The sequence below is a fragment of the Microbacterium sp. AR7-10 genome (genome assembly GCF_001878835.1).
In the GTDB taxonomy this organism is placed as follows: Bacteria; Actinomycetota; Actinomycetes; order Actinomycetales; family Microbacteriaceae; genus Microbacterium; species Microbacterium commune.
Genome location: NZ_MJIR01000071.1, coordinates 1 through 21,205 on the forward strand (window position 1 = coordinate 1; position 21,205 = coordinate 21,205).

The 21,205-nt window shown below is 68.3% G+C and carries 16 protein-coding genes; 7 read left to right on the top strand and 9 right to left on the bottom strand.

Annotated features, from left to right (window positions below):
• Nucleotides 1-93: 93 nt before the first annotated feature.
• Nucleotides 94-3,054: a glycosyltransferase gene (locus BFN01_RS09845; RefSeq protein ID WP_071643927.1), complete on the bottom strand. Its 2,961-nt coding sequence runs from the start codon at nucleotides 3,052-3,054 to the stop codon at nucleotides 94-96.
• Between the two features lie 67 nt (nucleotides 3,055-3,121).
• Complete coding sequence (locus BFN01_RS09850; RefSeq protein ID WP_071643929.1) at nucleotides 3,122-3,439, bottom strand: WhiB family transcriptional regulator; 318 nt, start codon at nucleotides 3,437-3,439, stop codon at nucleotides 3,122-3,124.
• A 205-nt stretch (nucleotides 3,440-3,644) separates the two neighbouring features.
• Between BFN01_RS09850 and BFN01_RS09855 the strand changes: the two genes are divergently transcribed.
• The 5 genes from BFN01_RS09855 to BFN01_RS09875 are packed head-to-tail and all read left to right on the top strand — an operon-like array spanning nucleotide 3,645 to nucleotide 9,916.
• Nucleotides 3,645-5,060 (top strand): O-antigen ligase, encoded by a 1,416-nt coding sequence (locus BFN01_RS09855; RefSeq protein ID WP_071643931.1) that lies wholly within the window; start codon nucleotides 3,645-3,647, stop codon nucleotides 5,058-5,060.
• Nucleotides 5,057-6,364: an O-antigen ligase gene (locus BFN01_RS09860; RefSeq protein WP_071643933.1), complete on the top strand. Its 1,308-nt coding sequence runs from the start codon at nucleotides 5,057-5,059 to the stop codon at nucleotides 6,362-6,364. The genes BFN01_RS09855 and BFN01_RS09860 overlap by 4 nt, the downstream gene beginning before the upstream one ends.
• 47 nt (nucleotides 6,365-6,411) lie before the next feature.
• Nucleotides 6,412-8,322, top strand: coding sequence for a glycosyltransferase (locus BFN01_RS09865; protein WP_071643935.1), 1,911 nt, complete (start codon nucleotides 6,412-6,414; stop codon nucleotides 8,320-8,322).
• On the top strand, nucleotides 8,319-9,278 hold the full coding sequence (locus BFN01_RS09870) for a glycosyltransferase family 2 protein (protein WP_071643937.1): 960 nt from the start codon (nucleotides 8,319-8,321) through the stop codon (nucleotides 9,276-9,278). Before BFN01_RS09865 ends, BFN01_RS09870 begins: the two co-directional genes overlap by 4 nt.
• Nucleotides 9,275-9,916, top strand: coding sequence for a hypothetical protein (locus tag BFN01_RS09875; protein ID WP_071643939.1), 642 nt, complete (start codon nucleotides 9,275-9,277; stop codon nucleotides 9,914-9,916). The genes BFN01_RS09870 and BFN01_RS09875 overlap by 4 nt, the downstream gene beginning before the upstream one ends.
• Nucleotides 9,917-9,936: 20 nt before the next feature.
• On the opposite strand, the gene BFN01_RS09880 is transcribed toward BFN01_RS09875, so the two are convergent.
• Genes BFN01_RS09880 through glf form a run of 3 tightly spaced genes read right to left on the bottom strand, consistent with a single transcriptional unit; the run spans nucleotide 9,937 to nucleotide 12,642 of the window.
• The gene (locus tag BFN01_RS09880) at nucleotides 9,937-10,674 is read right to left on the bottom strand and encodes an ABC transporter ATP-binding protein (RefSeq protein ID WP_071643941.1); all 738 of its coding nucleotides are present in this window, start codon (nucleotides 10,672-10,674) and stop codon (nucleotides 9,937-9,939) included.
• A gap of 2 nt (nucleotides 10,675-10,676) precedes the next feature.
• Nucleotides 10,677-11,492, bottom strand: coding sequence for an ABC transporter permease (locus BFN01_RS09885; RefSeq protein WP_071643943.1), 816 nt, complete (start codon nucleotides 11,490-11,492; stop codon nucleotides 10,677-10,679).
• 1 nt (nucleotide 11,493) lies between these two features.
• Nucleotides 11,494-12,642 carry a UDP-galactopyranose mutase gene (gene glf / locus BFN01_RS09890; RefSeq protein ID WP_071643945.1) on the bottom strand — a complete coding sequence of 383 codons (1,149 nt, stop codon included), beginning with the start codon at nucleotides 12,640-12,642 and terminating at the stop codon, nucleotides 11,494-11,496.
• A gap of 183 nt (nucleotides 12,643-12,825) precedes the next feature.
• On the opposite strand from glf, the gene BFN01_RS09895 reads away from it, so the two are divergent.
• Nucleotides 12,826-14,256 carry a cell wall-binding repeat-containing protein gene (locus BFN01_RS09895; RefSeq protein WP_071643946.1) on the top strand — a complete coding sequence of 477 codons (1,431 nt, stop codon included), beginning with the start codon at nucleotides 12,826-12,828 and terminating at the stop codon, nucleotides 14,254-14,256.
• A 63-nt stretch (nucleotides 14,257-14,319) separates the two neighbouring features.
• Here the strand turns inward: BFN01_RS09895 and BFN01_RS09900 are convergent, their stop codons facing one another.
• Nucleotides 14,320-15,615: a nucleotide sugar dehydrogenase gene (locus BFN01_RS09900; protein ID WP_071643948.1), complete on the bottom strand. Its 1,296-nt coding sequence runs from the start codon at nucleotides 15,613-15,615 to the stop codon at nucleotides 14,320-14,322.
• A gap of 125 nt (nucleotides 15,616-15,740) precedes the next feature.
• On the opposite strand from BFN01_RS09900, the gene BFN01_RS09905 reads away from it, so the two are divergent.
• Nucleotides 15,741-17,756 (top strand): cell wall-binding repeat-containing protein, encoded by a 2,016-nt coding sequence (locus tag BFN01_RS09905; RefSeq protein ID WP_071643950.1) that lies wholly within the window; start codon nucleotides 15,741-15,743, stop codon nucleotides 17,754-17,756.
• A gap of 61 nt (nucleotides 17,757-17,817) precedes the next feature.
• Here the strand turns inward: BFN01_RS09905 and wecB are convergent, their stop codons facing one another.
• The 3 genes from wecB to BFN01_RS09920 are packed head-to-tail and all read right to left on the bottom strand — an operon-like array spanning nucleotide 17,818 to nucleotide 21,153.
• The gene (gene wecB / locus BFN01_RS09910; protein ID WP_071643952.1) at nucleotides 17,818-18,885 is read right to left on the bottom strand and encodes a non-hydrolyzing UDP-N-acetylglucosamine 2-epimerase; all 1,068 of its coding nucleotides are present in this window, start codon (nucleotides 18,883-18,885) and stop codon (nucleotides 17,818-17,820) included.
• Between the two features lie 52 nt (nucleotides 18,886-18,937).
• Nucleotides 18,938-20,080, bottom strand: coding sequence for a hypothetical protein (locus BFN01_RS09915; RefSeq protein WP_071643954.1), 1,143 nt, complete (start codon nucleotides 20,078-20,080; stop codon nucleotides 18,938-18,940).
• Complete coding sequence (locus tag BFN01_RS09920) at nucleotides 20,077-21,153, bottom strand: glycosyltransferase (RefSeq protein WP_143187212.1); 1,077 nt, start codon at nucleotides 21,151-21,153, stop codon at nucleotides 20,077-20,079. Before BFN01_RS09920 ends, BFN01_RS09915 begins: the two co-directional genes overlap by 4 nt.
• Nucleotides 21,154-21,205: the final 52 nt, after the last annotated feature.

Sequence of the window (21,205 nt, forward strand, 5' to 3'; positions counted from 1 at the left end):
CGGCCGCCCCGACCCCCAGCACGCAGGCCGTGGCGACGGCGGCTCCGGTCGCCAGTCGGGCCCCGGTCGCCGCGAGGCGGATGGTGCGCTGCTTCATCGGCTGTTCTCCTCGACGGCGGGATGCGGTGACGCGGGCTCAGCGGAGGGCGGCGCGTCCTCCGCTGGTCGGGGTTCGTCGGCCCCGGCGGGCGGCACGGTGACGTCCCCGGTGTGCAGGTCGGCATCCTCGTGCGTCCGCCGAGACGCGATCGGCTCGTCGAGGGAACGACCCACCACTCGGGAGCGGCCGCGGGCTGCCCGGCGCGATGCCCGGGTCGGGATCGACAGCAGCACGGCGGCGAGCACCACGATGAGCTGGCCCAGCCCGATGAGGTTGCCGAGGGCGCGCTGCGCGTGCGACGGCTGAGCGCGCTCGGCGGGCGGGGTGGCCAGCTGCCACAGCATCCCGTTGGGAGTCTCACCCGCCTTCACGAACCCCGGGCGCTGGTCGATCGCCGTGATCGCGCCGTCGGTCATGCTGCGGGCCTGCTCGCTCTGGCCGGGGAGGGACGTGAGCAGCACGAAGCCGACACCGCGCTCGGCGAGTGCGGCAGCCGCATCGAAGTCGCGAGCCGAGAGCAGGTCGACGGCGTCTGCGGCTAGGCCCTCGTCGTGCACGCGCGTCGCCGTGGTGAGCATGGTCGTCTGCGCGCTCAGCGTGGCGCTCGGGCCCCACACCAGCTGGGTCGCGAGCGACCCGTCGTCCAGCGGTGTCATGACGAGGGTTCCGCTGTCGGCGGCGTCCGACGCGTGCGCGGCGACCAGAGCGGGCAGCGTGCTGGTGGCGCCGTTGTGGATCTGCGCCTCACCGACGTTCACCGCCAGCAGCCCTGGCACGGCGCAGACGAGCACGCCGGCGCCGGTGACGAGCGCGGCCGCTGACCGCAGAGCCGGCATCGCCACGACGGTGTCGAGCGTGACCAGAGCGGCGCCGACGACGCCCAGCCATGCGAAGCTCAGTCCGGTGCCGGGCCAGATCCCGACCGGCTCGCCCTGCACGAACGACACCTGGATGCCGACCGCGATCATCGACGTGATCAGCCCGATCACCGTGGTCGCCAGCAGGGCGAAGCCGGCTCGCCACCTCGGCGAGAGCGCCGAGGTCAGCGCGAGGAGGACCAGGGGCACGAGCAGCACGGCGGCGAACGGGGCGACGCCGCCGTCGAGCAGCCACTCCCAGCCGGCGCGGTCCGGGGCCGGGAAGCCCTGCGCGATGAGCAGGCGCCCTGCCGCGTCAGCGGTCGCCTGCGCGAGGGTCGCGACAGCACCCGGATCGGCCAGCAGCGCCCAGGGATCGCCGTGGCGAAGCTGCCAGTAGACCAGCGGCGCGAACAGCGCAGCCGCGGGGATGAGCAGCCAGAAGACGCGCACCGCACCGCGCACACGACCGGCGGCGAGCATCGCCATGACCGTCAGCCCCCAGAGCGCCACGAAGGCGGGTGCGAGCGACGGCGCGCAGGCGAGGGATGCCGCGGCGAGCAGGGATGCCGCTCCCGCGGCGCCCCAGGAGCGGTGCGCGACCACCGCGGAATGGAACAGCCACGGCAGCAGCAGGTGCAGCAGCACGGCGGCCGGTCTGCCCTGCACGAGAGCGGTGAGGAACGTGGGAGCCAGCGCCCACAGCACGCCGCCGAGGATCCGAAGGCCGGCTCTGTCGGTGACCCGGGTCGCGGCGAACCAGCCGCCGAGCACCGCCAGCGGCAGGGCGCCCAGCCAGAGCAGCACGACCGCGAAGGAGGGAGACCCCGGCCAGAGAGTGCCCAGCACCGCGAGCACGGCCGCGAACGGGTCGGCGGGGCCGACGATGCCGGGGCCGAGGTCGCGCAGACCCCATCCGGCGTCGTTCCAGAGGGCGGCGAGCTCCGGCTGCATCGGCAGCAGCTCGCCGCCTCCGACGCTGGGCCAGGCGAGCAGGGGGAAGAAGGCCGCGATGCTGACGACGAGGGCGGCGAGCACCGCCCACGCTCCCCCGCCGCTGAAGAAGTGCAGCTCGCTGACGGCGCCCCGTTCGCTGCCGTGCCCGTCGTCCAGGCGGTGCCGCAGCTGCGTGCGCGACACCCGCAGCGGCGCGATGCTGGCCCACGACGCCGTGCGGAAAGAGCGGATGGCGCGTCGCGAGCGCGCGACGGCGCGCACGGCGAGCATTGCTGCCAGGGCCGCGCCCCACTCGGGGACGACGGCCGCCGGGCGCTTGCCGATGAGGTGGACGATCGAGCGCCACAGCGCCAGCGGCAGCAGACTCAGCCAGTGCAGCGGCACCGCGAAGGCGGGCGCGTACGCGAGGCGTCGATGCAGCTGGGCGCGACGACTCACCCACGCTCGGGCCGCCTCCCTCTGCGGGGCTGTCGCGACGCCGTCGGGCCGCACACCGATCCGCGCCTTCGGCACGAGCACGATGCGGGCGCCGCCCAGCCTGGCGCGGACACCGAGGTCGAGTCCTTCGTCGGCGCCGCCGAGTCCGGGGTCCGGACGCAGCACCGTGGGTGCGGCTCCGCGGATGAGCATGCCGCGCACGTCCGCGCCGAGAGCGTCCTCGGTGGCGTCGTGCTGGCCCTGATCGAGTTCATCGGCTGCCAGCTCGACGGCGCGGCCGAATCGGCTCATGCTCACACCCAGCGACACGATCTCGCGGTCGTCGTCGTGCCGGACGAGCTTGGGGGCGGCGAGTGCGGCCGACGGGGAGCGCTCCAGTGAGCCGGCGAGAAGCTGCAGAGCCCTGCGGCGCGGCCGGGAGTCGTGGGTGAGCATCCACACCGAGCTGCCGCTCGCCACGCGAGGCTGAGCCAGGGCGACGGCCTCGGCGAACGTCGTGGTCGCGCGCGCTTCGATGATCGCCTCGACGCTGCGTCCGATGCCGTCGATGGCGCGCACCTGCGCGCCGCTTCCGAGAACCACCACGGTGACGGCGTCGGGCGGAGTCGTCTGATCGCGGAGGTCGTCTAGGGTCTCGCTGAGCTGTGCTGCTGCGGCGTCGCCCGTTCGTGCGACGACGATGGCGTGTACTCGGGATGGCATGACAGAGTCAGCCTAGACAGGCATCCGCGGGGCGCCGGTCATCGGACTCGGCGTGCCCGCGAAGCCGTCAGCTCGCGCGGCGCTTGAGTTTGCGACGCTCGCGCTCGCTCAGACCGCCCCAGATGCCGAAGCGCTCGTCATTGCTGAGGGCGTACTCGAGGCACTCGCCCCGCACGTTGCACGATGTGCAGATGCGCTTGGCGTCTCTCGTCGAGCCGCCCTTCTCCGGGAAGAACGCCTCGGGGTCGGTCTGCGCGCACAGCGCGTCGACCTGCCAGGCGAGCGCGCCATCATCTTCAGCGTCGACTCGACGTACTCCGGGTACGCCGAGGTTGACTGGATCGACGAACCAATTCTCGGGAACGTCCGACCGGTAACCCGTCATCTCGATCTCCCAACCCTGCTTGTGCCCCCTCCGGGCCGTGCACCACTAATTACACCCGTGTCATTCGTCGCGGTCAAGTCGCGGATCGTAAACCCTCAATGGTGCGTTTAAGGTTCATTGAACGTCCATCGGCGTGTCGCACCGGTCTGCGCGAGCGTCGGGGAAGACGGGTGCGGGCAGTGCTCGGCGCGATAGCCTGAACCCGATGGCCGTGTACAGCAAGCATCCCGTGGCCCCTCGCCCCGCGGCCCCGCCGCGTGAGACGACCGGGCATCTGATGGTGCGCGCGTACAGCGTGCTGGCCCTGTTCTGCCTGTTCGCGCACACCGCGGTGTACAACACCTTCGGCGCTCTCGGGTCGGGCATCGTGCTCGCCGTCCTGACCGCCGGCGCCCTCGCCATCTGGGTGCCCGAGGTCGTCGCCCAGCGTCCCACCCGCTTCCCGTGGCGCCGACTGCCGTGGGCGGCCCTCGGCTACGCGGCCCTCGCCCTGGCATCCACCCTGTGGTCGCGCTGGCCCGCGGCCACCCTGCTCACCTGGTCGCTGCTGGCCGCCATCACCGTGACTGCGGTGCTGATCGCGACCACCCTCACCTGGAACGAGATCGCGCGGGCGATCTCGAGCGCCCTCAAGATCATCCTGGGCCTCTCCCTCGCGATCGAGCTGTGGGTCGCGCTCGTGCTGCGCCGACCGCTGCTGCCGAACTTCGTCGATCTTCCCGAGGGCAGGATCGATCCGCACCTGTACTGGGTGCGCGGAAACCTGTTCGACGACGGGCGCATCCAGGGTGTGGTGGGCAACGCGCACTCGCTCGCGATGATGTGCCTGTTCGCGCTTATCGTGTTCGCGGTGCTGTACGCCACGCAGGTGCGCCGGCGCACCATGCTGATCTTCTGGTCCGCGCTCGCCGCCGTGCTGCTCGTCAAGGCGGCATCGGCCACGGTGTATCTGAGCATCGCCGTCGTCGTGGCGGTGCTGATCGCCGTGCTCCTGATGCGCGCGGCGTCACCGCGACGACGCGCGCGGCTGTACCTGCTCTTCGCCGCGGTGGCCGTCGTCGGGATCGGGGGTGCCGTGCTGCTGCGCGACCAGCTCCTGTCTGCGCTCGGCAAGGGATCCGACCTCACCGGGCGCATCGAGATCTGGCAGGCGGTCTGGGAGCGCGCGATCACCCGGCCGGTGTTCGGCAACGGCTTCTCCTCCCCCTGGGTGCCCTGGGATCCGGCGTTCGACGGCTGGATCCTGAACCACGGGCTCAGCGTCTTCCACGCCCACGACATGTGGCTCGACGTGTTCCTGCAGCTCGGGGTCGTCGGTGTGGTGCTGATGGCGATCGCCTGGCTCGCGCTCGCGTGGCGGGCGTGGTTCTTCGCCGTCGACCGGCCCCGATGGGACCTCGATGATCGCCGGCCCTACTCCCCTCTGTCGCTGCTGCCCGTGCTGTTCACCGCGGTGCTGCTCGTCGAGGGTCTCGCCGAATCGGCGCCGATCATGCTGTGGGGCTGGCTGCTGCTGATCCTGCTCTCGTTCAAGATGAAGGCGGTGCCGCTCATCGGCGTCGGCGTCGGCGAGCGCACCCCCGTCATCTCGCACGGCCCGCAGCCGCGGCAGGTGCCATGACACCGCGGCGCCTCGTCGTCTCGCTGCTGGGCTCCGCGCTGTTCGCGCGGGCGTACACGCTGACCGCGCTCACCGCGGTGTTCTCGTCGTTCGTCATCGAGCGGATGATGTCGCCGGTGAGCCTGGCGACGATCATCGGCGTGCTCGCGGTCATCGGCGTCGCCGTGCTGACCGTCCGCCGGGACGAGCTGTCCCTGCTGCGCTTCGCCCCGACGTCGCTGCTCGGGTTCCTGCTGCTCGCGCTGCTGAGTGTGCTCTGGTCGGCGGATCGTGGGGGCACGCTCGCCGGCTGGTTCACCCTGCTCGGGTACGCCGTGATCGCGATCACGATCGGGCACGTGCGCGACACGCTGCAGACGGTGCGCGCCATCGGCGACACCCTGCGCTGGCTGCTGACCCTGTCGCTCGCACTGGAGATCGTGTTCGGCATCCTGCTCGACACCCCGTTCCGGCTGCTGGGCATCGAGGGCACGCTCGCCGTCGGGGGCCCGATCCAGGGCATCTTCGGCACCCGCAACATGCTCGGCTTCATCGCGGTGATCGCGCTGATCACCTTCGTGGTCGAGTGGCGCACGCGGTCGATCGGGCGGGTCGCGGGTGTGCTGTCCGTCGCGCTCGGCGGCTCACTCGCGCTGTTCTCGGCATCGCCGACGGTCGTGGTGCTCGCGACGGGCGTCGGAGTGGCGACGGTCGCACTCATGATCGTGCGGCACACGCCCGCGCACCTGCGCAGCGCCGTGCAGGCGGCGCTGGGCGCCCTGGTGGTCGTGGGGCTCGTCGTCGCCTTCGCGCTCCGGCATCAGATCATCCGCGTCCTCGACGCCGGCTCCGACTTCTCGACCCGCGCCGATCTGTGGAACATGATGCTCGACTTCATCGCTCAGCGGCCGATCACCGGCTACGGGTGGTTCGGCCCGTGGCCGCGTGGCGAGTACCCCTTCACCTACATCAACTTCCTGCTGTCGGACCATCACCAGTCGGCGCTCAACGCCTACTTCGACGCGCTGCTGCAGCTCGGCTGGGCGGGCCTGGCGCTCTTCGTCGTGCTCGGCAGCGTCGCCCTCGTGCGCTCGTGGCTGGTGGCGAGCGTGCGGCGCTCGGTCGTGTACGCGTGGGCGCCGCTCGTGCTCATCACGCTCGGCGTGGAGTCGATGTTCGAGAGCTTCGCGCTCACCGGAACCGGCTGGCTGCTGCTCGTGCTCTGCGCCCTGCGGGCAGGACAGACCAGGTCGTGGCGGGAGAGCATCGACGCGGCGCACACCGACGCGATCCCGACGCTGGGGCCTGAAGGTGGCCGCGGCTGATAACGGCTCGCGGAGATCTCAGGCGGCGAACGGTAGGCTTGGCCCTCGTGACCCACGTGCTGCAGAACGTCGTCTTCCCCCTCGACCGCGATCCCGATCTGCTCCCGCTGTACGCGGATCCCGAGACCTGGTCGGTCATCGATGAGGAACCGGTGCGTGTGAGCAATGTCGCGCATCTGGGGAACATTCTGGGCCGGCACCGCGCTCGTATCGTCTCCGGACGCCGCGTATCTCTGGGCACCTACTTCAATGCGTTCCCTGCGTCGTACTGGCAGCACTGGACAAGCATCCGACAGGTTCGTCTCACCGTTCGAACCTCGGGGCCGGCGACCATCCTCGTCTACCGATCGAACGGCGGCGGCGTGCGCCAGCGAATCGACACGCGCGAAGTGACCGGCGAGGCCAGCACGTCGTTCGACCTGTCGCTCACCGAGTACAGCGACGGGGGTTGGATCTGGTTCGACATCGTCGCGGACGAGAAGAACGCGGTTCTCGAGGGTGCGCAGTGGACGACTGAGCAGGAACCGGTGAGGCACGGCAAGGCGTCGCTCGGCATCACGACATACAACAAGCCCGACTACTGCGTGGACACACTGAAGGCTCTCGCAGCGTCGCCCGATGCTCTCGAGTTCGTCGACCGCATCTTCCTGATCGATCAGGGGACCCAGCTCGTCGCCGAGCAGGAGGGCTATGACGACGTCGCAGCCGACCTGGGTGAGACGCTGCAGGTCATCCGCCAGGGCAACCTCGGCGGATCCGGCGGCTTCGCTCGGTCGATGCACGAGACGCTGCAGCGACCGGAGAGCGACTTCGTCCAACTGCTCGACGACGACGTCCGCATCGAGCCCGAATCACTGCGTCGTTCGATCGTCTTTGCCCGCTACGCCACCACGCCGGTGCTCGTCGGCGGCCACATGTTCGATCTGCTCGACCGCCCGAAGCTGCACGGCTGGGCCGAGGTCGTCGACGAGCATCCGTTCATGTGGCGCAACCTGTACCAGGAGAAGATGCCGCACGACTTCGGGTCCGCGAATCTCCGGCAGTCGCCGCTGCTGCACATGCGAATGGACGCGGACTACAACGGCTGGTGGATGTGCCTCATTCCGCTCGATGCCATCCGCAAGGTGGGGCTCTCGCTGCCGGCGTTCATCAAATGGGACGACGCCGAGTTCTGTCTCCGCGCGGGGAAAGCCGGTTTCCCGACCGTGTCGCTGCCCGGAGTCGCGCTCTGGCATGTGTCGTGGGTCAACAAGGACGATTCCATCGACTGGCAGGCCTACTTCCATGCACGCAACCGAATCGTGGCCGGGCTGCTGCACTCGAACGCGCCCCGAGGAGGCCGGCTGCTCAAGCACAGTTTGCGGGTCGATCTCAAGCACCTGATGATGATGCAGTACTACCCTGTCGCCCTGCGCGCACGGGCGCTGCGCGACGTGCTGTCGGGCCCGGCGCACATGCGCGAGAACCTGGCGACAGCGATGCCAGGAGCTCGCAAGCTGGCGGCGGACTTCCCCGAAACCGTGGTGAATCGCGACCCCAACCGAGTCCTGCACTCTCGCAAGGGCAGGCAGGTGTACAAGCACTTGAAGCAGCACCAATTCGACAGTCCCACAGGACTCCGCCTTCGCTGGTTCACTCTTCGCACGCTGTTCGCCCATTGGCTGCACACCCCGGATCCGGCCAACGTCGCACAGCCCGAGGTCGAGTTCGGCAAGGGCGATGCCCATTGGTGGCGCGTGCCGCGTTTCGACAGCGTTCTCGTCAGCTCCGCTGACGGTTCCGGCAAGAACGTCTACACGCGCGATCGTGCCCAGTACCGACGGATGCTCACCGAGAGTGTGCGACTGCACCGCAGGCTGCGGCGGAACTGGCCGAAGCTGCAGGCCGAGTATCGTGCCGCGCTTCCCCAGCTCGTCTCCGATGACTCCTGGCGCCGGATTTTCGAGGAGCAGGCATGAGCCCCGCCGAGTTCGACCCCGCATCCGCGTCGATCGTCATCGTCACCTACAACCGCTCGCACCTTCTCAGCGGTCTGCTGGCCAGCATCCGGGCGATGGATCCGAAGCCGGGTCGGGTGATCATCATCGACAACGCCTCCGCCGACGACACGACCGACGTCGTCGACTCGTTCCGCGCCGACATCGGCACCGAGATCGTGTACCGCCGACTCGAGACCAACACCGGCGGGTCGGGCGGGTTCAGCGAGGGCATGCGCACGGCGTACGAGCTGGGATCCGGATGGATCTGGATGATGGACGACGACGTCGAGGTGCTGCCGGACGGCCTCGCGAAGATGGGCCGATGGTCGCGGCGATTCAAGAGCATCCAGGGGCGGCGCTACGACTATGACGGCAGCGAGTTCTACTGGCAGTACCGGATCGCCGACCGGATGGGCATCCCGATTCCGTTCGCACCGTCGAAGTTCGACTCCTCGGGCTTCAAGGAGATGAACAGCGGATGCTTCGAGGGCATGTTCATCCATCGCTCGATCGTGGCGCAGATCGGGCTGCCCGACCCGCGCTTCTTCATCTACTGGGACGACCAGATGTACGGCTGGCTGGCCTCCCGCCTGACCACCGCCGTCATCGTCGACGAGTTCGTGCTGCGCCGCACGCGTGAGATCAAGCAGTGGGACATGGGCATCCGGCACATGAACGCGTCCAGCAACGCCTACCGCTACTACATCATGCGCAACCGCGCATACATCAAGCACTACTACCGCGTGCACGGGGCGTACAGTCCAGTGCTCTTCGGCCTCGGCACCACCGCCACCTTCTTCAAGGAGCTGATCCGGCTGCTCTTCGTCGAGCGCACGGTGCGCGGGACGAGCAACCTGCTCCGCGGCCTGCGAGACGGCGCCCGGATCAGCCGCGACCGCACCTGGCAGCCCATGCCGGCACTGGAGGCACGATGAGCGACCCGCAGCCCGAGTACGTGTGGGCCTATCCGGAGGAGAAGACGGGTCGTTCCCGGATGTGGCTGATGATCGGTCTCGGCGCGGTCGCGGTCATCGCGGCGGTCGCGATCGTCCTCGCATTCGTCCGCCCCTGGGAGAACGGCGATCCCGAGCCGGTCTCGTCGGCATCGGCATCCCCCGCGCCGTCGGCGCCGGCATCGGGTTCGCCTTCCCCGACCGCCGCGACGACGCCGACGGCCACCGCCACCCCGGCGCCGACCTCATCATCGGAGCCGACGAGTTCCCCCTCGTCAGCCCCGACCGCGCCGCCACCGCCCGCAGACCCCGCACTCCCCGTCTTCCGCGGCAAGGTGCAGCCCCTGCTCGACGACGCGGCGACGGGCCTGTCGTACGCCGCGGACGCCTCCGGGGAAGAAGGCGTGCAGATCGCCGACCAGCTGCGAGACGACGCCGGCCGCCTGTCCGACACCGTGGCGCCCTCGGCCATCGCCGATCGCTGGCGCTCCGGAGTGCAGTCGTACGGCGAATCCCTGGACACCCTGCGTGCGGCCTTCGCGCAGGGCGGGTCGACCAGCAGCCCGCTCAGCGCGGCCCGCGCGGCGCTGCGCAGCCTGAACGAGCTCGTCGCAGGCTGAGGGGAAGGACCGGTGACGTCTCAGGCAGCCCGATGGTCGGCGTTGTAGCGGTCGACCACGGCATCGATGGGGCCGTCCATGGCCAGTCGCCCCTTGTCGAGGTAGAGCCCTCGTCGGCAGAACCGACGCAGATCGCGTTCGTTGTGGCTGACGAAGAACAGCGTCCGACCTTCGGCGAGCAGCTCGTCCATGCGGTTGTAGCACTTGTCACGGAATGCCTTGTCGCCCACGGCGAGCACCTCGTCGACCAGCAGAATCGGCTCGTCGAGCTGCGAGACGACCGAGAACGCGAGGCGCACCTTCATGCCGTTGGAGAGATGCTTGTACGGGGTGTCCTGGAAGTCCTCCAGCTCGGCGAACGCGATCATCTCGTCGTAGCGCGTGGTGATCTCGGCCTTCGACATGCCGTGCAGTCCCGCGATGAGGCGCACGTTCTCGCGGACGCTGAGATCCCCCACGAAGCCGCCGGTGAGTTCGATCAGCGGCGCCACGCCGCCGTTGACCCGAACCGTGCCCTCGTCGGCGAGCAGCACGCCCGCGACCAGGCGCAGCAGCGTGGACTTGCCCTGTCCGTTGCGACCGACCACGCCGATGGACTCCCCCGGCTGAACCGTGAACGACACGTCACGAAGCGCCCAGAACTCCCCCGGACGCGATCGGCGCCGCGTACCGGCGAAGAGATCCTTGAACGTGCGCCTGCCGCGACGGTTGCGGCGGAATCGGACGCCGAGGCCGGCGACTTCGATCGCGGATGCCATCTTCACAGCTCCTTGAGGACGGTGCGCTCGAGTGAGCGGAAGACCCAGATGCCGAGCGCGAGGATGGCGAAGCTCATCGCGGCGCTCATCGCGACGAGTTCGGGCTGCCACTGATCCGGGAAGAACGCCATCCGGTACAGCGAGAAGATCCCGGCGAGCGGGTTGAACATCCCGAGTGTCTGGAAAGCGCCGGGCAGGTCGTTGACGCTGTAGATGATAGGCGTCGCGTAGAACAGCGCCCGGAGAATGAGAGCGGTGGTGCGCTCCAGGTCGGTGTACAGCGCGCACAGCGGCGCGACCAGCAGTCCCAGACCGACGAGCAGCACGGCCTGCAGCAGAGCGGCGACGGGGAACAGGAGTATGCCCCAGCCGACCTGCACGGTGTGCTCGGGGTCGGTCTCGATGAGGATGTTCGTCACGACGAAGATGGCGAGGACCGGCAGCGAGAACAGGAACTCGATGCCCTTGCTCAGCACGATGCGGTTGACCCAGATCGCACGAGGGATGGCGGTCGAGCGCACCAGTCTGGCGTCCTTCTTGAACGCCCTGGTGAAGTCGCCGACCGCGGCGTTGAACCAGACCCACGGCAGCAGCGCGGTGATCAGGAAGATGATGTACGGCTGCTCGCCGACGGTCCGCTCGAAGACTCGAGTGAAGACGAACCAGTAGATGCCGCTCATCACGAGGGGGTCGAGGACGGACCACAGGTATCCGAGCGCGCTCGTCGAGTACCGGACCTTCAGGTCGCGCCCGGAGAGCAGCCACAGCGAGTGGAAGTAGCGCCGGGGCGTGCCCGGCGCTCCGACCGTGCTCGCCACGTCAGTCGCTCTCGCCGGAGAGGTCGTTCCGCCACATCGACAGGGCCGATCCGATCGCCATGTGCATGTCGAGGTACTGGTAGGTGCCCAGACGTCCGCCGAAATGCACGTCCTGCTCGCCCTTGGCCAGCTCCCGGTACGCCAGCAGGCCCTCTCGGTCGGCGTCGGTGTTGACCGGGTAGTACGGCTCGTCCGCGCGGTCCGCGAAGCGGGAGAACTCCCGCATGATCACCGTCTTGTCGGAGTTGAAGATCTCACGACGCTCGGGGTGGAAGTGCTTGAACTCGTGGATGCGCGTGAACGGCACATCCAGATCCGGGTAATTCATCACGCTGGTGCCCTGGAAGTCGCCGATGTTCAGCACCTCCTGCTCGAAGTCGAGCGTACGCCAGCTGAGCTCGCCCTCCGCATAGTCGAAATACCGATCCACCGGTCCGGTGTACACCACTGGAAGCTGCCAGACCGTGGCGCGCTTGTTCAGCGGCTGCGACTCGTCGAAGTAGTCGACGTTCAGCTTCACCTCGATGTTCGGGTGATCCGCCATGCGCTCCAGCCACGCGGTGTACCCGTCGGTGGGCAGGCCCTCCCACGTGTCGTTGAAGTACCGGTTGTCATACGTGTACCGCACGGGCAGCCGGCTGACGATGTCACCCGACAGCTTCTGCGGGTCGGTCTGCCACTGCTTGGCGGTGTAGTCGCGGAAGAACGCCTCGAACAGCGGGCGCCCGACCAGGGCGATGCCCTTCTCCTCGAAGTTCTGCGCGGTCTTGACATCGAACTCGCCCGCCTGCTCCTTCACCAGCGCGCGCGCTTCGGATGGCGAATATGCCGCGTTGAAGAACTGGTTGATCGTGCCGAGGTTCACCGGCATCGGGTACACGATGCTGTTGTGGTTCGTGTAGACGCGGTGCACGTAGTTCGTGAACGTGGTGAACCGGTTGACGTACTCCCACACCGTCGCGTTCGACGTGTGGAACAGATGAGCGCCGTAGCGGTGCACCTCGATGCCTGTCTCCGGCTCGGCCTCGCTGTAGGCGTTGCCGCCGATGTGCGCGCGACGGTCGATGACGGTCACCTTACGGCCGGCTTCCGCGGCGCGCTCAGCGATGGTGAGGCCGAAGAAACCCGACCCGACGACGAGAAGATCCATGATGGCAATCGTATCGGCGAGTTGCTGGGAGACTCGCGTGGCCACGCGCACCGGTGATCGGGTCCCATGGGCGAGCGACATCTGCCGGCCGCTCGTACTGCGATACGCTCTGCTCACGGATAGCCACGACGCGAACGAATCCCCGACGCGGCGAATACGCGCCGTTCTGTCGAAGGAGACTCCATGCCGGCATCCATCCGCCGTCCCGCGATCGCCGCCGCTGCGGCGATCGCCGCCCTCTCCCTGTCGCTACCGCTCGCTGCCTCCGCAGCGGACGAACAGGAACTGCCGCAGGTCGAGGCGCCGATGCGTGGCTCGATGAGCCCGATCGCCCCCCACTTCCGGGACACCTCCACAGACGCAGACAGAAGCATTGCACCATTTCGCTCGGGCAGCGGCTCGACCAGGCAGACCGCCCTCGCGGGCCCGGTGGAGAATATCCAGGTCGCAGAGGTTCGCTCCACCAGCGTTCTCATCACGTGGCAGGAGCCGACCGGGGGTCCCGTCGCCACCGGATACCAGCTGCAGCTGCTTCTCGATGGAGCTGTGATCGACGAGGCGATGTGGGGTCAGGAGACGAGCGCGTGGATCGATGGGCTGGACCCCGACACCGAGTACGGTGTCCGCATCGCCACCACGAGTGATCAGGGTACTGGTGAGCTGTCCGGAGTGCACACCTTCACTACAGCGCACAACTTCGTTCAACGCATCTTCGGCACCGACCGCTATGAGACCTCGGTGCTCATTTCGCAGGATGCCTTCAACTTCTCCGGAATCGAGGCTGCCTTCGTCGCGAACGGTCGAGACTTCCCTGACGCGCTGTCGGGCGCTGCCGCTGCCGGAGCGCTCGGAGGCCCGGTGCTCCTGACCCGGCCGGCTTCGATCGGGTCGTCTGCGCTGGACGAACTCGATGCGCTCGACCCGAGCTTTGTGCTGGTCGCCGGCGGAGGGAGCGTCGTGAGCAAGACGGTCTACACGCAGGTCGCGGCTCTCGCGGTGGAGGTGGCATTCCGGTTCGCAGGTGCGAACCGCTACGACACCGCCGCACAGGTCTCGATCCTCTGGGATCAATCTCCGGTCGTGTATCTCGCCAGTGGCACGAACTTCCCGGACGCGCTCGCAGGCGCCGCCGCGGCCGGCAACGCGGGCGCCCCCGTTCTCCTCACCCGTCCAGGCAGCCTCCCGACCGAGACAGCCGCCGCTCTGCGGACGCTGAAACCGTCTCAGATCATCGCACTCGGCGGCGTCGGGGCCGTGAGCGCCAAGACGCTGGACGCTGCGGATCGTGCGACCGGCGTGGCCACGACCACGCGGCGACTGGCGGGCGCGTCCCGGTATGACACAGCGGTGAAGGTCTCAGCCGACGCATTCCGCTCGTCGCGGACGCCCGTGCTCTACGTCGCCAGCGGACGCAATTTCGCGGACGCGCTATCAGCAGCAGCCGCAGGAGGCACGCTCGGCGGCCCTGTCCTGCTGACGTACCCGGATTTCGTCCCGGACTCGGTGCTAACGGAGATCGATCGCCTCGACCCGGTGCGTGTGGTCCTCCGCGGCGGTCCCACGGTGATCGCAGACTCCGTGCTGCAGAGGATCAGCAGCATTCTCGCGGACTGACCCCGCAGCGCACGAGCACTGCCGGTGGGCGCCGACCGGCGCTCATCCGCAGTGCTTCTGAAATCAGGATGCCGTTCCGACGACGATTCGCGGGGTGCCACCCCACAGTGCGGCGTCGGAGGCGTTGCGTCCGTCGACGAGCAGCTTCACGCCGGGGATGTCGGCCGGTGCGAGGGTGCGGTAGTCGGCGTGGTCGGTCTGCAGGATCGCGAGGTCCGCGGCCTGCCCGAGGACGTACGGCTCGAAGCCGAGCCCGCGCAGCTCCTCGTCGCTGTAGAGAGGGTCGTGCACGACCACCTCGGCGCCGCGCGCCTTCAGCGCATCCACGGTCGGGAAGACTCCGGAGAACGCCGTCTCCTTCACCCCGCCGCGATACGCGGCGCCGAGCACCACGGCCCGCTGCCCCGTCAGATCGCCCAGGATGCCCTCGGCCTGCGCGACCAGCCGCTCGGGCATGGAGGCATTCAGCTGACGCGCGACGCGCACGATGTCGGCATCCGGGTCGGTCGACAGGTACAGGCGCGGGTACACCGGGATGCAGTGCCCGCCCACGGCGATGCCCGGACGGTGGATGTGGCTGTACGGCTGGGAGTTGCACGCATCGATCACCTTGTACACATCGATGCCGTGCGAGGCCGCGAACAGACCGAACTGGTTCGCCAGTCCGATGTTCACGTCCCGGTACGTCGTCTCGGCCAGCTTCGCCATCTCCGATGCCTCGGTCGAACCCAGGTCCCACACACCGTTCGGCTGCGCGAGATCGGGCCGCTCGTCGAACTGCAGCACCGCCTCATAGAACTCCCGCGCCCGACGGTTGCCCTCCGCGGACAGCGCACCGATCAACTTCGGGTACTTGCGCAGGTCCTCGAACACGCGACCGGTCAGCACACGCTCCGGCGAGTACGCCAGGAAGAAGTCTTCGCCCTCGACGAGGCCGGATCCGTCCTCCAGCATCGGCTTCCACCGATTACGCGTCGTGCCGACGGGCAGAGTCGTCTCATACGAGACCAGCGTTCCCGGGGTCAGGTGCTCGGCCAGCGACTTCGTCGCCGCGTCCATGTACTTGAAGTCCGGCTCCCACGTCTCGTCGTCCACGAAGACAGGCGCGACCAGGACGACCGCATCGGCGCCGGGGATCGCCTCGGCATAGTCGGTGGTCGCGCGCAGCCGACCTGCCGGGATCAGCTCCTCCAGACGCTCCTGCAGATGCGCCTCGCCCGGGAACGGCTCCCTGGCGGCGTTGATCGAATCGACCGCCTTCTGATTGACGTCGACGCCGATCACGTCGTGACCGGCGGAGGCGAACTGGACGGCTAGGGGAAGCCCGATCTTTCCCAGGGCTACGACGGCGATACGCATGAGAGCCAGTCTACGGGCGGGGGCGCCTCACTTCCTGCGCGGTCCCACTCGGGATCGTCTACGCGGGTCACCTGTGGGATATCTTGAGAGACGATCGCCGTCCGCTCTACCCGGAAACCCATCACATGAAATCGCATACCCTCAGCCGCGCCGGTGCGGCCCTGACGACCGCGGCGCTGCTGCTCGCGGGAGGAGCACTCTCCACGGCTGCCGCATCGGCAAGCCCTGCTGTCACAAGCGTCGTCCGGGCGGCCGCCTCGACAGTCGACCGCATCGCGGGCGCCTCTCGCTACGACACGGCGCTTCAGATCTCGCGTCGTACCGCGCCCGGCGTGAAGGCCGTCTTCATCGCCACAGGTCAGAACTTCCCCGACGCGCTCTCCGCCACGACGGCTGCCGCATCCGTGGGCGGGCCCGTGCTGCTCACCAAGAGCGACAGCGTGTGGCCAGGAGTTCTCAACGAGGTGAAGCGCCTGGCTCCCGAGCGGATATACGTGCTGGGCGGCCCGACCGTCATCTCCAGCAGGGTGGTGGAGACTCTGGCGACAGCGGCCCCCGTTCAGAGGATCTTCGGCTCGAACCGCTACGAGACGTCGCGGAAGCTCGTCGCGAAGTTCAGCCCCCGCGCGGAGCAGATCGTCCTCGCAACGGGCCGTCACTATGCCGACGCGCTGGTGGCGGGTGCCGCCGCCGGTGACCAGCACATCCCCGTGCTGATGGTGGACGGCGCGAAGGCCACGCTCGACAACGCGACGCGCAGCCTGATCGCCGCGGCCGGCGCGAAGAAGCTCTGGCTTGCCGGCGGCCACGGCGCCATCAGCATCCCGATAGAGCAGTCGGCACGCACCTCGGGGCTCGACGTCACCCGAGTCGGAGGAGCGACTCGCTATGACACTGCGGCGGCGGTCAACGCCGCGTTCGCGCCCGATGCGCCCCAGACGGTGTTCGTCGCCACCGGTGAGGACTTCCCCGATGCTCTGACCTCGGCCGCAATGGCGGCGCAGAGCAATGCGATCCTCACCCTGTCGCGCGCGACGTGCATGCCACGCGCCAACCGGCTCGCACTCGGAGCTCTCCCCGATGTCCATCGGGTGGCGATCGGGGGGGTCGCGGTCGTGAGCGACGCGGCTGCCAACGGCGCCAGCTGCGGTGAGCCGGCACCGGTCTCGCCGAGCTGGAAACTCGGCGGGTTCACCTTCCGAGACGATGTGCCCGCTCCGTACTCCGATCGTCCGACCGTGAACGTGAAGGACCCGGGGATCGTCCTGGACTCCACCGGATTGCGGGTGCTCAACATGGGTCCTGGCGGGTCGCGCGTGGATCATCCGGTCGCATTCGCGCAGTACGGCATGTCGGCGCTTGCGGAGTATCAGAAGACCGGTGAACGGGTGTGGTTCGACCGCGCGAAGCGGCACGCCGAGCGCCTGGTGCAGATCCGCACGGAACGAGACGGCGCCTGGTTCTACCCCTACCTGTTCGACTGGGCGTCCACGTTCAGCTCCTATACGGCTCCATGGTGGTCGGGTATGGCTCAGGGCGAGGCGCTGTCCCTCTTCGTGCGGATGTACGAGCAGACCGGCGACGAGAAGTGGCGTACCGCGGCCGACCGCACGTGGCAGAGCCTCAACCTGCCTGAATCGCGCACGGAGCCATGGGCGCGCCTGATGGTCGGCGACACGCTGTGGATCGAGGAGTACGCCGGACGCGACGGTGCCAAGCCAATGCGCGTCCTGAACGGGCACATCTTCGCTCTGTTCGGAGTCTACGACTACTGGAAGATGACGAAGGATGCGGAGGTGCTGCGTTACCTGGACGGTGCCGCGGCATCAGTGCTCGAGGTGATGCCGAAGATCCGCGTGCCCAACGGCGTCTCGTATTACTGCTGGCAGAGCGGATGCTTCGTTCCCCGCTGGCAGCACAAGACCTATCACCCGATCCACAGCTGGCAGCTGGACACGCTTGCACGATTGACGGGCGATCAGCGATTCGCGAACTGGGCTGCGACTCTGCGCAAGGACTGGTCTCCGACCAGCTCGCGAGCTCTGCTGGCCCCCGTGGAGGAGCCGCTCGCGCCCAGCGAGGAGCTGCTGCCCAACGACGCCGAGGCGATGTCCGGCACCGGAGTCTCCGCCGACGAGTGACCGCGGCGGGAAGCAGAGGAGTCGGGCCGCAGCTGCGGCCCGACTCCTCTGCTGTCGGCGCTCAGCGCGCGTGACGTGAGAGAACCTCGATCACCCGCGCGGCGGCATGCCCGTCGCCGTAGGGTGCGGCATCCGTCGGCGTCGGGCGGGGCCGAGTCACGCCCGCTGCGATCTCGGCGGCGGTGTTGGCCAGAACATTCCAGCCGAGTTGCACGGTCTCGACCCATTCCGTCTCGGTGCGCACGGTCGTGCACGGCACGCCGAGCAGGAATGCCTCCTTCTGCAGGCCGCCGGAATCGGTCACGACACCCGCGCTGCAGAGGGCCGCGGCGATCAGCTCCGGGTATGCCAACGGAGAGTGCGCGATCAATGAGCCCTGCGTGAGCTCGACACCGTGGGCAGCGGCCTTGGCCACGACCCGCGGGTGTGCGAGCAGCACGACCGGCTTGTCGAGTCCTGCAAGGCTGCCAACCACCTCCGCGAGTCGACCGCCGTCGTCAGTGTTCTCGGCGCGATGGATGGTGGCGACATAGAAGCCGCGCTCCTCGAGCCCCAGCTCCCCGAGCAGCGCAGGCGGCTGCGTGGATACCTGATCGCGCACCTCGAACAGCACATCCGTCATGACATCCCCGACGAGCTCAGTGCGCTCGACGAGTCCCTCGTGGGCGAGATGATCGGCCGCGACCTGAGTCGGGGCGAGAAGCAGGTCCGCGGCGTGGTCAGTCAGCACCCGGTTGTGCTCCTCCGGCATGCGGCGATTGAAGCTCCGCAGCCCTGCCTCCAGGTGCGCCACCGGGATGTGCATCTTGACCGCGCTGAGCGCAGCGGCCACGGTCGAGTTCGTGTCACCGTAGACGAGCACCCAATCGGGTCGGTGCTCGTCGAGGACTGCATCGAGCGCGGCGAGCATCGCCCCGGTCTGCACACCGTGCGAGCCGGATCCGACGCCGAGGTGCACATCCGGCGCGTCGATGCCAAGGTCCTCGAAGAAGACGTCGGAGAGCATCGGGTCGTAGTGCTGACCGGTGTGCACGATGACATGTTCGACCCCGGCCGCGCGGGCGGCCTTATGGATCGGGGCGAGCTTGACGAACTGTGGGCGTGCACCTACGACGCTGACGATCTTCACATGCACAAGTCTACGGATACGTGCCCAGAACCAACGCAGGGCGACAGGTGCCTCAGTGCGCTGTCAGGCGGCGCATGATGCCCTCCTCGACCGCGATGTCCGCATCCGACGACATGCGTCCGGCGATCTCATCCGCGGCGTGCTTGAAGCCCTGCACCTGCTCCGGTGTGACCTCCCGCAGCGCTTTCACGAGGTCGGCGGCGCTGTACCCCGGCGTGATTACGCCGAGCCCATGCGACGATATGAGCCGGTCGGTCTCGAGTGAGGTGCCGTAGACCATGCCGAGTCTCGCCTGCACGAAGTCGAAGAACTTGTTCGGCAGCATCAGCCGGTGATTCGGTGTGTGCGGCGGCAGCAGGAACACGCCGAGATCGAAGGGATTCAGCGCGGCGGGGAGATCATCGGGCGGCACGGCGTCGTGCAGTGTCGTGCGCGGACTCGCGTCGATTCGTGCGAGGAGCTTCTGCCAGTAGGCGTCCGCCTGCCGTGACGGGATGAGGAAGAGATCGAGGCTGTAACCGTCGCCGAGCTGGTCCACTGCGTCGATGATCGCCTCGATGTTGCGTCCGGGCACCGCGCCCCCGCTGTGCACGAGGCGTATCGTCCCCGGCTCTGGTTCGCTCGGGGCGAGCTCGGGAACGAAGGGCCGGGCGTTCCGCACGATCTCGGGTGACACACCGAACTGAGCCCTGTACATCTCAGCGATGGAGGCGTTGATCGTCGTGGCGGCATCGACCCGCGGAAGGTATCGAGCGCACACCCAGTGCATGAAAGGCGCGATGAGAAGGCGCCACGAAAGCACGTGGACCCGTTCGGCCGGCGCCCATTCATGCAAATCGCACCATATCTTCGGTGAGCCGGCGACCTCGAATGCGACCGGAAGCGCACGCGCCTCGTTGGCCACGACGACGTCGAACTCCATACCGTCGATGAGGCTGAGCGCGGTACGCACGGCCGGCGCGTCCAAAGCGACCGACCGGTACGCCCTGAGCGCCAGCTTCGCGACACCAGGCACCGTCTGCGGCAACGACGGCAGAGCCCGATCGATCTCGAGGTGATCGGCGGCGGCCTCCGGCTTGGTGCCGTACGACAGGGTCGTCACCTCGCCATGCCGGCGGAGCACGTCGAGCTGGCGCAGCACGCGCGCGTCGGATCGTATGTTGGAGAACGAGATGCAGAGTATTCGCGTCGTCATCGGGTGATCTCCTCATAATGGTCGGACAGCTGCTGCGCACTGCCTGCGAGGCTGCGATGCTGCACGACGAAGTCGCGCGCACGCGCACCGATGGCTGCGTGCTCGTGCTCGCTGAGCTCGAGGAGCGAGGCCAGCGCCTCCCCGAGGGCGTCGACGTCGCCCTCACGCACCACGAGACCGGTGACCCCGTCGTCGATCATCTCCTTGGCGCCGCCGGAGTCGTACACGACCACGGGAACGCCCATCGCCTGCGCCTCAAGCGTCACCAGACCCGCGGCCTCTCGCCATTGGCCGTGTCTTCTGGTCGGAAGCGCGAGCGCAGTCGAGCGGGCGAGCACCTCGCGAACCTGATCCTGAGTGAGTGCGCCATGCACATCGATATGCGGATGCTCGTGCGCTGCCCGCTCGACCTCGGAGCGCAACGGGCCATCGCCGACGAGGGCCAAGCGGTGCGGCATGCTCCGGTGCAGCCTGATCGACTGGCTCACGAGGTCGCGCACACCCTTGCGTTCCGACAGCGCGCCAACGAACACGATGCGCGGCTGCTCCGGTTGCACGCCTCTCAGCGGCTGGTATCGGTCGGTGTCGATGCCCTGGTAATGCACGACCACCCTCTTCGGGTCGGCGCCAGCGGCAACCACCCGGTCGGCCAGGTAGTGGGAGACAGCCAGAACCCGCGCAGCCGACGAGAACGCACGGCTGACGCCATTCTGATGAACGGCGAGTCGAGCGCGTGCGATTCCGCGGACGGATTCCAACGGAGTCAGGGGTACGTAGACGTCCGCGCCGTGCACGGTGAGGATCATCGGGGCTCCGGTCGCGCGGTGCGCTCGAACCGCGGCACCCGACAGCGTCGCAAAGTGCTGGTGGATCACATGAGGTCGCCACTCCATGAGGGCGCGTGCCGTCACCCCGGTCAGGTATGGCGCCACCCAGTCGCGAGTCGCATATGGGCGGGACGCGAGCACCGGGATCCGCGCGCTGGCGTCATCCACCTCCAGCCCGGTCAGACTGGCCGGATCGCCGATCTCCGCGGCTCCGGTGAAGAACCGGAAGTGGTGCGCGTCGCGCATGGCGACAGCGTGCTGAATCGCGAAGTAAGTCGGGGGCACGCGTAGCGTGCCC

Excerpts from the sequence above, each read along its gene's own strand:
- BFN01_RS09845 (WP_071643927.1), bottom strand. The coding sequence starts at position 3,054 with ATGCCATCCCGAGTACACGCCATCGTCGTCGCACGAACGGGCGACGCC.
- BFN01_RS09850 (WP_071643929.1), bottom strand. The coding sequence starts at position 3,439 with ATGACGGGTTACCGGTCGGACGTTCCCGAGAATTGGTTCGTCGATCCA.
- BFN01_RS09855 (WP_071643931.1), top strand. The coding sequence starts at position 3,645 with ATGGCCGTGTACAGCAAGCATCCCGTGGCCCCTCGCCCCGCGGCCCCG.
- BFN01_RS09860 (WP_071643933.1), top strand. The coding sequence starts at position 5,057 with ATGACACCGCGGCGCCTCGTCGTCTCGCTGCTGGGCTCCGCGCTGTTC.
- BFN01_RS09870 (WP_071643937.1), top strand. The coding sequence starts at position 8,319 with ATGAGCCCCGCCGAGTTCGACCCCGCATCCGCGTCGATCGTCATCGTC.
- BFN01_RS09875 (WP_071643939.1), top strand. The coding sequence starts at position 9,275 with ATGAGCGACCCGCAGCCCGAGTACGTGTGGGCCTATCCGGAGGAGAAG.
- BFN01_RS09880 (WP_071643941.1), bottom strand. The coding sequence starts at position 10,674 with ATGGCATCCGCGATCGAAGTCGCCGGCCTCGGCGTCCGATTCCGCCGC.
- glf (WP_071643945.1), bottom strand. The coding sequence starts at position 12,642 with ATGGATCTTCTCGTCGTCGGGTCGGGTTTCTTCGGCCTCACCATCGCT.
- BFN01_RS09895 (WP_071643946.1), top strand. The coding sequence starts at position 12,826 with ATGCCGGCATCCATCCGCCGTCCCGCGATCGCCGCCGCTGCGGCGATC.
- BFN01_RS09900 (WP_071643948.1), bottom strand. The coding sequence starts at position 15,615 with ATGCGTATCGCCGTCGTAGCCCTGGGAAAGATCGGGCTTCCCCTAGCC.
- BFN01_RS09905 (WP_071643950.1), top strand. The coding sequence starts at position 15,741 with ATGAAATCGCATACCCTCAGCCGCGCCGGTGCGGCCCTGACGACCGCG.
- BFN01_RS09915 (WP_071643954.1), bottom strand. The coding sequence starts at position 20,080 with ATGACGACGCGAATACTCTGCATCTCGTTCTCCAACATACGATCCGAC.
- BFN01_RS09920 (WP_143187212.1), bottom strand. The coding sequence starts at position 21,153 with ATGCGCGACGCGCACCACTTCCGGTTCTTCACCGGAGCCGCGGAGATC.